The sequence below is a fragment of the Rhizobium sp. CF142 genome, assembly GCF_000281145.1.
Lineage (GTDB): Bacteria > Pseudomonadota > Alphaproteobacteria > Rhizobiales > Rhizobiaceae > Rhizobium.
Map to the genome: position 1 here is coordinate 50825 of NZ_AJWE01000016.1, position 14235 is coordinate 65059.

Annotated in this window: 13 protein-coding genes and 1 pseudogene; 10 read left to right on the plus strand and 4 right to left on the minus strand. The window is 61.6% G+C overall.

The annotated features are described in order from the left end of the window. The first annotated feature begins 20 nt into the window (after nt 1-20). The 7 genes from PMI11_RS05035 (at nt 21) to PMI11_RS05065 (ending at nt 8793) form a co-directional block, all read left to right on the plus strand. Nucleotides 21-2486 (plus strand): beta-mannosidase, encoded by a 2466-nt coding sequence (locus PMI11_RS05035; RefSeq protein WP_007814062.1) that lies wholly within the window; start codon nt 21-23, stop codon nt 2484-2486. Nucleotides 2487-2525: 39 nt separating this feature from the next. After that, the gene (locus PMI11_RS05040) at nt 2526-3290 is read left to right on the plus strand and encodes a sugar phosphate isomerase/epimerase family protein (RefSeq protein WP_007814065.1); all 765 of its coding nucleotides are present in this window, start codon (nt 2526-2528) and stop codon (nt 3288-3290) included. A gap of 8 nt (nt 3291-3298) precedes the next feature. Continuing rightward, a complete protein-coding gene (locus PMI11_RS05045) occupies nt 3299-4432 on the plus strand; it encodes a Gfo/Idh/MocA family protein (protein WP_007814067.1) in 1134 nt (377 codons plus the stop codon). 274 nt (nt 4433-4706) lie between these two features. Then, entirely contained in the window at nt 4707-5738 is a 1032-nt protein-coding gene (gene mgrA, locus PMI11_RS05050) for an L-glyceraldehyde 3-phosphate reductase (RefSeq protein ID WP_007814069.1), read from the plus strand. A gap of 250 nt (nt 5739-5988) precedes the next feature. After that, the gene (locus tag PMI11_RS05055; RefSeq protein ID WP_007814071.1) at nt 5989-7602 is read left to right on the plus strand and encodes a glycoside hydrolase family 43 protein; all 1614 of its coding nucleotides are present in this window, start codon (nt 5989-5991) and stop codon (nt 7600-7602) included. An 8-nt stretch (nt 7603-7610) separates the two neighbouring features. Next, nucleotides 7611-8111: a GNAT family N-acetyltransferase gene (locus PMI11_RS05060; protein ID WP_007814074.1), complete on the plus strand. Its 501-nt coding sequence runs from the start codon at nt 7611-7613 to the stop codon at nt 8109-8111. Between the two features lie 349 nt (nt 8112-8460). Then, nucleotides 8461-8793, plus strand: coding sequence for an RcnB family protein (locus PMI11_RS05065; protein WP_007814076.1), 333 nt, complete (start codon nt 8461-8463; stop codon nt 8791-8793). Between the two features lie 285 nt (nt 8794-9078). On the opposite strand, the gene PMI11_RS37670 is transcribed toward PMI11_RS05065, so the two are convergent. From PMI11_RS37670 to PMI11_RS05075, 3 genes are all read right to left on the minus strand, one after another. After that, complete coding sequence (locus PMI11_RS37670) at nt 9079-9255, minus strand: hypothetical protein (RefSeq protein WP_007814077.1); 177 nt, start codon at nt 9253-9255, stop codon at nt 9079-9081. After that, nucleotides 9252-10457, minus strand: a complete 1206-nt coding sequence (gene zigA, locus PMI11_RS05070; RefSeq protein WP_007814079.1) for a zinc metallochaperone GTPase ZigA — start codon at nt 10455-10457, stop codon at nt 9252-9254. The genes PMI11_RS37670 and zigA overlap by 4 nt, the downstream gene beginning before the upstream one ends. A gap of 243 nt (nt 10458-10700) precedes the next feature. Beyond that, nucleotides 10701-11702: a zinc ABC transporter substrate-binding protein gene (locus PMI11_RS05075; RefSeq protein WP_007814081.1), complete on the minus strand. Its 1002-nt coding sequence runs from the start codon at nt 11700-11702 to the stop codon at nt 10701-10703. Nucleotides 11703-11804: 102 nt separating this feature from the next. Here PMI11_RS05075 and znuC point away from each other — a divergent pair, with 102 nt between their 5' ends. From znuC to PMI11_RS05090, 3 genes are read left to right on the plus strand one after another with little or no spacing between them, the layout of a single operon-like run. After that, complete coding sequence (gene znuC, locus PMI11_RS05080; protein ID WP_007814083.1) at nt 11805-12800, plus strand: zinc ABC transporter ATP-binding protein ZnuC; 996 nt, start codon at nt 11805-11807, stop codon at nt 12798-12800. After that, entirely contained in the window at nt 12793-13608 is an 816-nt protein-coding gene (znuB, locus tag PMI11_RS05085) for a zinc ABC transporter permease subunit ZnuB (RefSeq protein WP_007814085.1), read from the plus strand. Before znuC ends, znuB begins: the two co-directional genes overlap by 8 nt. Then, nucleotides 13605-14003 (plus strand): Fur family transcriptional regulator, encoded by a 399-nt coding sequence (locus PMI11_RS05090; protein WP_007814087.1) that lies wholly within the window; start codon nt 13605-13607, stop codon nt 14001-14003. The genes znuB and PMI11_RS05090 overlap by 4 nt, the downstream gene beginning before the upstream one ends. Nucleotides 14004-14009: 6 nt before the next feature. Here the strand turns inward: PMI11_RS05090 and PMI11_RS05095 are convergent. Further along, a pseudogene (locus PMI11_RS05095) lies at nt 14010-14235 on the minus strand (aminoglycoside phosphotransferase family protein); the annotation flags it as partial.

The window sequence follows — 14235 nt, forward strand, 5'->3', positions numbered from 1 at the left end:
GGCCCGATCAGGATAAGACTATGACATCCTTGCCGAAGAACGGTTTCAACATCGAACTTTCGGGCTCGTGGCAGCTTGCCTCCGCCGATGGCGAGATCCGCAGCGTCATCACGCTGCCGGGCGACGTGCACACTGCGCTTCATCGCGCGGGACTGATCCCGGATCCCTATTTCGGCCGAAACGAGGAAAAGGTGCAGTGGGTCGCCGAGCGCGAATGGGTGGTCGAGCGCAGCTTCACGCTTCCTGATGCCGAGGGCGATTGGTATCTCGACATCGACTATCTCGACACGATCGCCAGCGTTCACGTCAACGGCTTCCTGGCGCTTGAAGCCGATAACAGCTTCCGCCGCTACAGGCCGGATGTGTCGAGCATGCTGAAGAAGGGCGAGAACACGATCCGCATCGTCTTTGCGTCAAGCATTGCCACCGGTGCCGAACGGCAGAAGAGGCAGCCCTTCTACATTCCCTATAGCACCGGCAACTCGCCGATCCCTGACGGCAACATGCTGCGCAAGCCGCAATGCCATTTCGGCTGGGACTGGAATATCGCCATTGCCCCTCTCGGCCTCTACGGCACGATCGCGCTCAAAAAGCTGGAGACGGCGCGCATCGAGCATGTGCTGACGCGCCAGACGCATAATGCCGATGGCTCGGTGGAACTGCAGGTGACGGCGACGCTCTATGCCAAGAATGCCGGTATTGCCCAGCTGTATTTCGATCTCGATGGCGAGCGCGTGCGGCTCGATGTTGGCGTCAACCCCGGCGAGGCTGACATCAACCACGTCTTCCAGATCGACAATCCGCGTCTCTGGTGGCCATCCGGCAGCGGCGAGCAGGCGCTTTATACTCTCACCGTCGAGCTTGGCTCCGACAGCGTGACGAAGCAGATCGGCTTGCGCACCATCGAGCTGATCACCACGCCCGATGCCGCCGGCAGCCGTTTCGCCTTCAAGGTCAATGGTCACGAAATCTTCTGCCGCGGCGCCAACTGGATCCCGGCCGATGCACTGTTCTCGCTCTCATCGCAGGAGAAAACCGAGGACCTGCTGCAGTCGGCCAAGGCCGCCAACATGAACATGATCCGTGTGTGGGGCGGGGGCTTCTACGAGCACGACTGGTTCTACGATATCTGCGATCGCCTCGGCCTGATGGTCTGGCAGGACTTCATGTTCGCCTGCAATCTTTATCCTTCGACCGAGGACTTCCTCGAGAATGTCGCCGTCGAGGTGGACTACCAGGTTCGCCGGCTCTCCTCGCATGCCTCGATCGCGCTCTGGTGCGGCGATAACGAGCTTGTCGGCGCGCTCACCTGGTTCGAGGAGTCCCGCAAGGACCGTGACCGGTATCTCGTTTCCTACGACCGCCTGAACCGCACCATCGAGCAGTCTGTGAAGAAGGCGATGCCGGGCGCCCTCTGGTGGCCGTCGAGCCCGGCTTCCGGCTATCTCGATTTCGGCGATGCCTGGCATGCCGATGGTTCCGGCGACATGCATTACTGGTCGGTCTGGCACGAGAACAAGTCGTTCGACAATTACCGCTCGGTCAGGCCGCGCTTCTGCTCGGAATTCGGTTTCCAGTCCTATACGTCGCTGCCCGTCATCAAGACCTATGCTGACGCCAAGGACATGAATGTCGCATCGCCCGTCATGGAGTTGCACCAGAAGAATGCCGGCGGCAACGAGCGTATTGCCGGCACGATGTTCCGCTATTTCCGCTTCCCGAAGGATTTCCCGAATTTCGTCTATCTCAGCCAGATCCAGCAGGGTCTGGCGATCAAGACGGCAGTGGAATATTGGCGTTCGCTGAAGCCCCATTGCATGGGCACGATCTACTGGCAGCTCAACGACACCTGGCCGGTGGCCTCCTGGTCGAGCCTAGACTACGGTGGCCGCTGGAAGGCCATGCACTATCTCGTCAAGCGCTTCTTCCAGCCGGTGGCGGTGGCGGCGATCCCCTCGGACGACGGCAAGTCGATCCGCTTCTCGCTGGTCAATGATACGCTTGCCGATGTCAGCGTCGATCTCTCCATCTCCATCCTGACGATGAAGGGCGAGCGCAAGCACCTCAAGAACGTCCAATCCATATGCGAGCCGGATGCGGCGGTCACGGCCGCGACACTGGATATCTCCGATATCCCCGAGGGCACGCTGCTGGCCTGGCACTTCACCGCCTCCAACGGCATGGGCGGCGAGGGGCACTTCGTCAACGGCACCTACAAGGCGCTGGAATTGGAGCCGGCTGGCCTTTCCGTCGCGCATGAATTCGTCGAGGAGAATGGCTCCATCGATATCGCCATCACGGCCAAGGGGCTGGCACTCTTCGTGATGATCGAAACGGATACGGACGGCAAATATTCCGACAACGCCTTCGACCTTGCCGCCGGCGAAAGCCGCCGCATCACCTTTACCCCGGCACATCAGCTCGAAAAGGGCAAGCTGCCGGAATTCCGCTTCTACGACCTGCATTCCTGCCAGTCGGCAGATTGATCTTACGTGAGAACGGGCACGAGGCCCGAGGAGGATGACATGACGAAGCTCAGCTATCAGCTCTATAGCGCCCGCAATTTTCCGCCGCTTTCAGCGATCTTCGAAAAGCTCGGCAAGGCCGGCTATGGCGAAGTCGAAGGTTTCGGCGGCATTTATGCCGAACTGGATGAAGCCGGCCTGAAGAGCCTGCGTGCCGATCTCGACAAGAACGGCCTTGTCATGGCGACCGGCCATTTCAGCCCCGATTTCCTTGATGGCAATGTCGAGAAGTCGCTGCAGATCGCCAAGATCCTCGGCATGGATTCGATCTATGCACCGCACCTGATGCCCGACCAGCGCCCGACGGATGCAGCCGGCTGGCTCGCCTTCGGCAAGCGCCTGCAGGAAATGAGCAAGCCCTACAAGGATGCCGGCTATGAATTCGGCTGGCACAATCACGACTTCGAATTCGTGAAGCTCTCCGATGGTTCGCTGCCGATCGAGCGCATTTTCGAAGGTGCCCCCGGCATCACCTGGGAAGCGGATATCGCCTGGGTCGTTCGCGGTGGTGCTGATCCCTATGCCTGGGTCGAGAAGCTTGGAGACCGCATCAGCGCCGTCCACGTCAAGGACATTGCACCGGCTGGCGAAGCCACCGACGAAGGCGGCTGGGCCGATGTCGGCCATGGCACGATCGGCTGGGCCAAGCTGCTTCCGGTCGTCAAGGCAAAGACCAAGGCCAAGCATTTCGTCGTCGAGCACGACAATCCCAATGATATCGACCGCAACATCACGCGCTCGATCGCTTCCTTCAAGAGCTACTGAGGCAGACCATGACCAAGGAACTTGGCGTCGGCATCATCGGATGCGGCAATATCTCGACCACCTACTTCTCGCTGTCACCGCTCTTCAAGGGGCTGAAGGTGCTGGCCTGCGCCGATATCAACGTGCAGGCGGCAAAGCAGCGCGCCGAAGAATACAGTGTGAAGGCACAGACGATCGAAGAGCTTCTCGCCAATGACGAGATCGACGTCGTCGTCAACCTGACGATCCCGGATGCGCATTATCCGGTGTCGAAGGCAGCGCTTGAAGCTGGCAAGCATGTCTATTCGGAAAAGCCGCTCGTGCTCTCGCTGGAGCAGGGCGAAGAGCTTCGCCGCATCGCCAAGGAGAAGGGGCTTTCCGTCGGCTGCGCCCCGGATACCTTCCTCGGCGGCGCGCATCAGCTTGCCCGCAAGTTCGTCGATGACGGCGGTATCGGCCGCATCACATCAGGCGCCTGCTACGTCATGGGGCCGGGTATGGAAATGTGGCACCCGAACCCGGACTTCTTCTTCCTGCCGGGCGGCGGCCCGATCCTCGATATGGGTCCGTATTACATCGCCAACCTGATCAACCTGATCGGACCGGTGAAGCGTGTCGGCGGCATGACCTCGATGGCTTCGGAAACCCGCACCATCACCAGCCAGCCGCGCAATGGCGAGACCATCCCGGTCAAGACGCCGACGACGATCCAGGCGCTGCTCGAATTCGTCTCGGGTGCCACCGTGACGCTGACGGCGAGCTGGGATGTCTGGTCGCACCGCCATGCCAATATGGAGCTCTACGGCACGGATGGTTCGCTCTACGTGCCGGACCCGAATTTCTTCGGCGGTGTCGTCGAGGCAAGCGGCCGCGACAAGGACATCAAGGCACTCGGCGCCTGGGATCACCCCTTCGGCAAGTTCAACCAGGAAAGCCCGAACGGCCCGCGCGCCAACTATCGCACCGCCGGCCTTGCCGACATGGCCATGGCGCTGATCGACGGCCGCGATGCACGCTGCTCGCTCGACCGGACGCTGCACGGCGTCGACATCATGACCTCGATACTGAAGTCGGGTGCGGAGGGCCGTTTTGTGGAGCTCACGACGACCTGCACGCAGCCGGCGGCGCTCGGTATCGAAGAGGCGCAGGCGCTCTTGAAGTAAGGTGAGGGGTGCGCCGTACGCTTGTCGTGCGGCGCACGCTTCGGTCATCCTCGGGACAAGCCCGAGGGTGACGACAGGCGGGGAGGGCCTGCCCCAAAGCTGGCTCCGTCGAACTCGTCGAGAACACGCGCCACGCGCTTGCCGTATCGGCGTGCTTAATCCAATAGTGCCGTCGCGCTTTGCCCGACGTGAGGGCGGCGACGTTTTCAGCTTTCGACCGCCACTGGAGGCGGATACGAAAGAGAAGCACTTTTACAGGTTGAGGAGACCTCAGATGAGCTGGCAACCGGCCGAAAACCGCTATTCGAAGATGAAGTATAACCGCACGGGCCGTTCTGGCCTGAAGCTGCCGGCCGTTTCACTCGGCCTCTGGCACAATTTCGGCGGTGACACCCCGCATGACCGCAAGGTCGATATGTGCCGCACGGCTTTCGATCTTGGCATTACCCATTTCGATCTCGCCAACAACTATGGCCCGCCTCCCGGCAGCGCCGAGACGGCGTTCGGCGAAATCCTGCGCACCGATTTTGCGGGCCTGCGCGACGAACTGATCATCTCTTCCAAGGCAGGTTACGACATGTGGCCGGGTCCTTACGGCGAGTGGGGCAGCCGCAAGTATCTGATCGCTTCCTGCGACCAGAGCCTGCAGCGCATGGGTCTCGACTATGTCGATATCTTCTATTCGCACCGTTTCGATCCGGACACCCCGCTGGAAGAGACCTGCGGTGCGCTCGACTATATCGTGCGTTCCGGCCGCGCGCTCTATGTCGGCATTTCCTCCTATAATTCGCAGCGCACCCGCGAGGCGGCCGCGATCTTGAAGGATCTGGGAACGCCTTGCCTCATCCACCAGCCGAGCTATTCCATGCTCAACCGCTGGGTCGAGGATGACAAGCTGCTCGATACGCTCGACGAGGTCGGCATGGGCTCGATCGTGTTCTCGCCGCTCGCCCAGGGCATGCTGACGACGAAATATCTCGGCGGCATTCCCGCCGACAGCCGTGCGGCGCAGAACCACTTCCTCAAGAAGGATTTCATCCGCCCTTCGATCATCGACAATATCAGGAAGCTCAACGAGATCGCCGAGAAGCGCGGCCAGACGCTGGCGCAGATGGCGATCGCCTGGGTGCTGCGCGGCGACCGCGTGACGTCTGCGCTGATCGGCGCCAGCCGCTCCTCGCAGATTGTCGATTGTGTTGCCGCCCTCGACAATCTCGAGTTCTCGGCCGAGGAGCTGAAGCAGATCGATGTCTATGCCAAGGAGGCCGACATCAACCTTTGGGCCAAGTCGGCAGAGCTGGAATAGAGTAAGGCAGGGGGAGCTTGGGGCGGCGCGTTGCCCCAGACTCCCTCATTCCTGTGACATCCCTCGTGCAGGCACGAGGGATGTCACAGGAATTCAGCCGCCGCGCGTCCGCGCGGCGAGAAGAGTCCTTTCAGCCCAAGGACTTGGGCTGAAAGGATCTCTGTGACAAGCACAGAGATGAGGGGGAGGAGGAGAGCTCCTCGCTATCATCTGACGTACGTACCGCAATTTTACCCTTGGAGGAGCCGCCATGATCCGCAATCCCATCTTGCCCGGATTCAATCCCGATCCGTCCATTTGCCGCGTCGGCGACGACTATTACATCGCGACCTCCACCTTCGAATGGTATCCGGGTGTGCAGATCCACCATTCGCGCGATCTGGTGAACTGGAAGCTGGTGCGGCGGCCGCTGGAGCGGGACTCGCAGCTCGACATGCGCGGCAACCCTGATAGTTGCGGCGTCTGGGCGCCATGCCTTTCCTATGCCGACGGACAGTTCTGGCTCGTCTATACCGACGTCAAGCGTTTCGACGGCAACTTCAAGGATGCGCATAATTACATCGTGACGTCGCCCACCATCGAGGGCGAATGGTCCGAGCCCGTCTACGTCAACTCCTCAGGCTTCGATCCGTCGCTCTTCCATGACGAGGACGGCCGCAAGTGGTTCATCAACATGCAGTGGAACCACCGTACCGAAAGCTATGGCGGCTCACCGAAATCGCCGGCCTTCGATGGCATCCTGCTGCAGGAGTGGGACCCGCAAACGAAGGCGCTGAAAGGCCCGATCAAGAACATCTTTGCCGGCAGCCCGCTCGGCCTCGTCGAAGGGCCGCATCTCTTCCGCAAGAACGGCTGGTACTATCTGACGACGGCCGAGGGCGGTACGGGCTATGACCATGCGGTAACGATGGCGCGCTCGCGCAATATCGACGGCCCCTATGAACTGCATCCGAACCGGCACCTGATCACCTCGAAGGACAATCCGGAAGCGGCGCTGCAAAGGGCAGGGCACGGGCAGTATGTCGAAACATCAGATGGCCAGGTCTATCACACGCATCTCTGCGGCCGGCCGCTGCCGCCGAAGCGCCGCTGCACGCTGGGGCGCGAGACGGCGCTGCAGAAATGCGTCTGGCGCGAGGATGGCTGGCTCTACCTCGAAAACGGCACCACGGTTCCTGATGTCGAAGTGCCGGGCCTTGGCGGTGCTGTGCGGGCGGAAAAGCCTGTTCGCAGCGAATATTCCTTCGATGGCGGCAAACTGCCAGATGATTTCCAGTGGCTGCGTACGCCGCAGCCGGAGCGCATCTTCAATCTTACGGAACGCCCCGGCCATCTGCGCCTGATGGGCCGCGAAAGCGTCGGTTCCTGGTTCGAGCAGGCGCTTGTCGCCCGCCGGCAGGAGCATCACAGTTTCCGCGCCGAAACGGTGGTGGAGTTTGCGCCGGATACCTATCAGCAGGTGGCGGGCCTGACGCACTACTATAACCGCCACAAGTTCCATGCCGTCGTCGTGACGCTGCATGAGAAGCTCGGCCGTTGTGTCACGATCTTCTCCTGCGATGGTGACTATCCGAACGGGCGCATGACGTTCCCGGCCGATGCGGGCGTGGCGATCCCGGCCGATGGCCGCGTACAGCTTTCCATGGAAATCCGCGACAACGACCTGCAGTTCTTCTGGCAGACGGAAGGCAAGGGTGCCTGGCAGCCGATCGGCCCGGTTCTCGACGCGGGCGTCGTCTCGGATGAAGGCGGGCGCGGCGAGCACGGCTCGTTTACCGGCGCCTTCGCGGGCATCTTCGCTTTCGATACGTCGGGCCGGGCAAAGACGGCCGATTTCGACTGGTTCAACTACGAGGAACTGTGAGGGCGGCGATGGTAGGCGAGATCCGCATCGAGCCGATGGGCGAGGAGCATGTCGAGCGTTTTCACCGGGCGCTCGACATCGTCGCGCGTGAGCGGAAATATCTGACCCTGCTCGAAGCTCCGTCGCTTGAGGATGTCAGGAAATTCGCACTGTCTTCCATTGCGGGCGGCAATGTTCACCTCGCCGCTCTCGATGGCGGCGAGCTGGTGGGCTGGTGCGATATCCGCCGGCATTTCTTTCCCTCTCGCGCTCACTGCGGCCCGCTCGGCATGGGTTTGCTTCCCGCCTATCGCGGGCAGGGGCTCGGCGGACGCCTCATCGAGGCGGCGATAGCGCAGGCGCGTGAGGCCGGCATGATCCGTATCGAACTCGGCGTGCATGCCGACAATGCGCGGGCGATCCGGCTTTATGAGAGGGTAGGTTTCGTACGGGAAGGGGTGAGCCGCGATGCGTTCTGCGTCGATGGCGAGTACACGGATGTCATCAACATGGCGCTAATTTTAAGATAAGCGCGGCCGGCAGGAGCTTGCTCCCGCTCTCCCCGCTGGGGAGAAGACACGTGTGGCAACGTCTCGTTCCACCCTCTTGAGTGCAGGCTCACAACGAGCTGGTAGCAGGTCCATGAAAGGCCGGCGCCGTCGACGAAAACACCACTCTCCAATGCCAATCTCATCACGCGTGATTACACAGTCGTGATCTCTGGCGGCATGATCTCACCATCACATATTAGTCTGAAATTAGGATATTAGGAATACGGCATAAACTACCGATTTCATTACGGATCTTTAATTTTATTTTCAGATTTTGTTCATTTTCGAAGACGTAGTTTCGGGGTGTGTTCAACACGAGGAAGCCCTCATGAAAAAGATTTTTGCAGCTCTTCTTTCCGCCTCTTTCCTGCTCTCGCCGATCATCGCATCGGAAGCCAGTGCGGCCGATCACCGCCGTCCGCCGGTCGTCGTCCACAAGAAGGTCGTTGTCGAGAAAAAGGTCGTCCGCCGGCATCACTGGTCCAAGGGTTACCGTATGTCGGCTGCCGAGCGTGGCCGCTACGGCGAAGTCCGCGACTACCGCCGTTACCGCCTGGCACCGCCGCCGCGCGGCTATCACTGGGTGAGGGCCGATAACGACTACCTTCTCGTCGGCGTCGCCACCGGTGTGATCACCAGCATCATTGCTGTGGGTCGGTAAATTTGGACGGATATGGAAAAAGGGGCGGCTTCGGGCCGCCTTTTTTTGTTTTTTATGCTGCGGTGATGGCGGGCCATGTGCCGTGGGGCACCCCCCTCTGGCCTGCCGGCCATCTCCCCCACAAGGAGGGAGATCGACAAGCGGCTTGACCTCCGCACTTCTTCGACTTTGTGCAGTTTGCAACCTTGATTGTTTGGGGAAATCGGCGCCCCCAGCCAATCTCCACCCTTGTGGGGGAGATGGCCGGCAGGCCAGAGGGGGGTGCCCCACGGCACACCGTCAATGCTAATCCTGCCGCCGCGACGGCAATACCCGCTCAGCAATGATATCGAGAAGCCTCTTCGGCTTCCGCGCCTCACTCGCCCCATCCCGATAGGTCAGCGGATGCAGCCCCTCGATCGGCGGCAGCGGTTCGCATTCGATGCACAGGCATCGATAGGGTTTGATCGCCGTTGCTCTCATGCTGCCTGCCGGCTCCAGCTCGCGAACGGATCCGGCAGGTTGCGCCAGCGCTCCGGCGTGAAGGCATCGCTTTCCACCAGACAAGCATCGAGCTCTCGCCTGATCCAGGCCTCGTCCATCGGGTCGGCGCCGATGAAGACGATTTCCTGGCGGCGGTCGCCCCAGATGGGATCGAGATAGGGGCCGATGGCGCGCAGGAAGGCTGGCTCTTGCGGCCATTGTTCGCGCGGGACAGCCGCCCACCAGAGGCCCATCTTGCCGGTGCGGACGATGGCGCCCGCCTGGCTGAGTTCGCCAACATGGTGTGGGCGGGTCGCCAGCCAGAAGAAGCCCTTGGCGCGGACCACGCCCGGCCAGGTGCGGTCGAGGAAGGCCTGGAGTTTTGCGGGGTGGAAAGGGCGCTTTTCGCGGTAGACGAAGGAGCGGATGCCGTATTCCTCGGTTTCCGGCACATGATCCCTAAAGCCGTGCAGCTCCTTGTACCAGAGCGGATGGGTCTCGGCTTTGTCGATATCGAAGCTGTTGGTGCCGAGCACGTCCTTCAGCGGTACCTTGCCGAAATCCGTCTCGATAAGGCGGGCATCCGGGTTTAGGCCGGTGATGATCTTCCGGGCAGCATCGCGTTGCTCTTCGCTCGCCGTGCCGATCTTGTTCAGCACGACAATATCGGCGAATTCGATCTGCTCGACGATCAGGTCGACGATCGTCCTGTTGTCGCCGTCGCCGGCGGTCTCGCCGCGGTCGGCGAGGAAATCGGCCGAGGCGTAATCGGCGAGCAGGTTGGCGGCATCGACGACGGTCACCATCGTATCGAGGCGGGCGACATCCGAGAGGCTTGCGCCATTCTCGTCGCGGAATTCGAAGGTGGTGGCGACGGGCAGGGGCTCGGCAATGCCTGTGGATTCAATCAGCAGGTAATCGAAGCGGCCCTGGTCGGCGAGCTGGCGGACTTCCTTCAGGAGATCATCGCGCAGCGTGCAGCAGATGCAGCCATTGGTCATTTCCACCAGCTGCTCCTCGGTGCGGGAGAGATTGGCGCCGCCATCGCGCACAAGTGCCGCATCGATATTCACCTCGCTCATGTCGTTGACGATGACGGCGACGCGCATGTCCTCGCGATTCCCGAGTACATGATTGAGCAGCGTCGTCTTGCCTGCACCCAGGAAGCCAGAGAGCACGGTGACGGGAAGCTTCTTGTCCATTGTAACCTCATATTATGTTATAACGTAACATATGAACTTAACAAAAAAAGACGGAACGGGGGTGTCGCCGCCTTCTTTCGCCGCAGCGCTCACGGGGAGAGCTGCAAGTCCGGCAGGGCGCGGAGGCGCACTGTCACTGTTCCCTAGCGCATCCCGGTGGCAAGATCGGCGCCGATCTTCCGCCAGGCCCATGCATTCCGAGTGGCGCATGATCCTTATTGAAAATCGTTTCCGATTTTCAGGTCATGCGCTGGCAAGGCAGTTCCTCATGCTATCGGCAATGCCGCGCATGAGGGTGAAGTAGAGATCGGGGCCGGCGGGCAGAGTGGCGGCTTCGGGGTCCAGCACGCCTGATTTCGCCTTGGTGCCCTCGATGACGACGTTGACGAGGCGCGGTTCGAATTGCGGCTCGGCGAAGACGCAGGTGGCGCCGAGATCGCCGACCTTCTTGTGGATCTCCGAGACGCGCTCTGCACCCGGAATGGTCTCCGGACTGACGGTGATCGAGCCGGCGACGCGGATATGGTAGCGGTGCTCGAAATATTGATAGGCATCGTGGAAGACGATAAAGGGCTTATCCTTCACCGGTGACACCGTCGCGGCGATTTCCTTGTCCAGCGCGTCGAGCCTGTCATCCAGCGCCTTGGCATTGGCCTCGTAGGTCAGCGCATTGGCGGGGTCGGCGGCGACCAGCGTGGTGGTGATCTCGGTGGCCATCGCCTTGGCATTCATGGGGTCGAGCCAGAGATGGGTGTCGAAGCCGCCATGGTCACCGTGGTCGTGGTCATGATCTGCTTCGGCATGATCGTGATCGTGACCGGCTTCGGCATGCTCGCCAGCGGAAGCACTATCGTGCTCGTCGCCGTCATCGTGCGCCTCAAAGGCACCGCCTTCGCGGAAGGGCAGCTTCACGAGACCCGGCGCGTTGTCGAGCCGGGCGATGATGGCGTCGGAGCCCAGCGATTCCAGCGGCTTTTCGAGAAAGGCTTCGAGGCCGGGGCCGACCCAGAAGATCACCTTGGCCTCCTGCAGGGCGCGGGCGTTGGAGGGTTTCAGATTATAGGTGTGCGGGGAGGCGGCGCCATCGACGATTAGCTCCGGCTTGCCGACGCCCTGCATGATGGCCGAAACCAGCGAATGGACCGGCTTGATCGAGGTAACAACGACGGGTGCATCGGCCGCCTGGAGGGACCCGGCGACGAGGAAGGCCGGGATTGCGAGGGTAATGCCCACCGCCAGTTTCATCAGCATGCTCCGCTTGAATTGCAATTGTTATGTTATTACATCAATTGCGTTATGCTATAACGTGTGCAATAGCAGGACGCAACAGCACTTTCGGAAAATTTGATGCTCTCTCCCGCAAATAACCCCGCTGGCAGCGCCGCCGGTATCCGGGCCGAACCGCTGGTTTCGCTTGAGAATGTCGGCATTCGCCGCGGCGGCCGGTGGCTGGTGCGCGGTGTGGATTTCTCCGTTTCGCGCGGCGAGATCGTCACGCTGATCGGCCCGAACGGTTCCGGCAAATCGACGAGCGCCAAGGCGGCGATCGGCGTGCTGAAGCCGGACGAGGGCAGGGTGACGCGCATTGCCGGCCTCAAGGTCGGCTATGTGCCGCAGAAGCTCGCGGTTGACTGGACATTGCCGCTTTCCGTGCGCCGGCTGATGACGCTGACCGGGCCACTGCCCGAGGCCGATATCATGGCCGCGCTCGAAGCCGCTGGCATGGCCCATATGCTGGATGCGCAGGTACAGCATCTCTCCGGTGGCGAATTCCAGCGGGCGCTGATGGCGCGCGCCATCGCCCGCAAGCCCGATCTTCTCGTGCTCGACGAGCCGGTGCAGGGGGTGGATTTTGCCGGCGAGATCGCGCTCTACGAGCTCATCAAATCGATCCGCAATACGACCGGCTGCGGCATCCTGCTGATCTCGCACGATCTGCATGTCGTCATGGCGGAGACGGATACCGTCATCTGCCTCAACGGCCATGTCTGCTGCCGCGGCACGCCGCAGGCGGTGAGCCAGAGCCCGGAATATGTGCGCCTCTTCGGCAGCCGGGCGGCGCCGACGCTTGCCGTCTACAGCCATCATCACGACCATACGCATCTGCCCGATGGGCGCGTGCTGCATGAAGACGGTTCGGTGACGGATCATTGCCATCCCGAGGATGGGCATCACCATGATCACGGGCATGATCATGCGCATTCGCACGATCACGCGGAAGCCCATGCCCATGCGCACGCTGACGGGGATCATGCCCACGGGCATGCGCATGCGGAGGCTCATGCCCACGCACATACCCATTCTCAGAGCGGGGCCAAGAACGGGGAGAACCGTCATGCTTGACGATTTCTTCGTGCGCGCCATTCTCGCCGGCGTCGGTCTGGCGCTGACGACGGGGCCGCTCGGCTGCTTCATCATCTGGCGGCGCATGGCCTATTTCGGCGACACGATCGCCCATTCGGCGCTGCTTGGCGTGGCGCTGTCGCTGCTCTTCGATTTCAACCTGACGCTTGCCGTCTTCGTCGTTGCCGCCGTCGTCTCGATCCTGCTGCTCTTCCTGCAGAAGCGTCAGGCGCTGTCGGCCGATGCGCTGCTCGGCATTCTCTCGCATGCCACCCTTGCGATCGGCCTCGTCATGGTCGCCTTCATGAGCTGGGTGCGCATCGATCTCATCGCCTTCCTGTTTGGCGATATTCTGGCGGTTTCGACTACGGATATCGCTCTCATCTGGGGCGGCGGCATCTTCGTGCTGGCGGCTATCGCCTGGCTGTGGCGGCCGTTGCTTGCAGCCACTGTCAATCCGGAACTGGCGGAAGCCGAGGGCTTGCAGCCGGAGCGGGCGCGGCTGTTCTTCATGCTGTTGATGGCCGTCGTCATCGCCATTGCCATGAAGATCGTCGGCATCATGCTGATTACTTCGCTGTTGATCATTCCGGCAGCAACGGCGCGGCGCTTCTCCTCGACGCCGGAACTGATGGCCATTCTCGCTTCGCTGATCGGCGCGGTCGCCGTCGTCGGCGGGCTCTTCGGCTCGCTGACCTACGACACGCCATCCGGCCCGTCGATCGTGGTGGCAGCCCTCATCCTCTTCATTCTGAGCCTGCTTCCCGCCTGGCGCGGGCGCAGGGACCTGCAAGGACAAGGCTCATGAACGCACCTCAGCTCACCCGCAACCAGTCACTCGTCTTCGACGTGCTCGAAAAGGCTGAGGGGCCGCTCAGCGCCTATACGATCCTCGACAAGCTGCGTGACCAGGGTTTTCGTGCGCCGCTGCAGGTCTACCGGGCGCTGGAAAAGCTGCTCGAATATGGCGTCGTGCACCGGCTCGAAAGCATCAACTCCTTCGTCGCCTGCGCTCATCCGGGCGAAGACTGCCACAGCCACGGCATCGTCGCCTTCGCAATCTGCGAAAGCTGCGGCCAGGTGATCGAATTCCACGACCATGAGGTGGATCACCGGCTGATGGGCTGGGTGCGCAGCCAAAAATTCAAGCCGGCGAAGACGACGATCGAAATTCGCGGTACTTGCGAGGCCTGTGCTGCGTGATCCGTCCTACGGCTTTGCGGGAGCAAGTGCTGCCAGGTGCAGCAGGTCTTCTTTCTCCTCGGGCACATCCTCAGCCAGACGGGCTGCGGCGATAACCGGCAGCCAGGCGAAGACCTGCTCGGAGCTTATCCTGCCCGCCTTCGCATAGGTGACGACATAGGCTTCGGCGATCGAGGGAAGCGCGCGGCGCAGCAGGAGATAGGTGCGGCAGACATCGGCGGCCGGGCTGCCG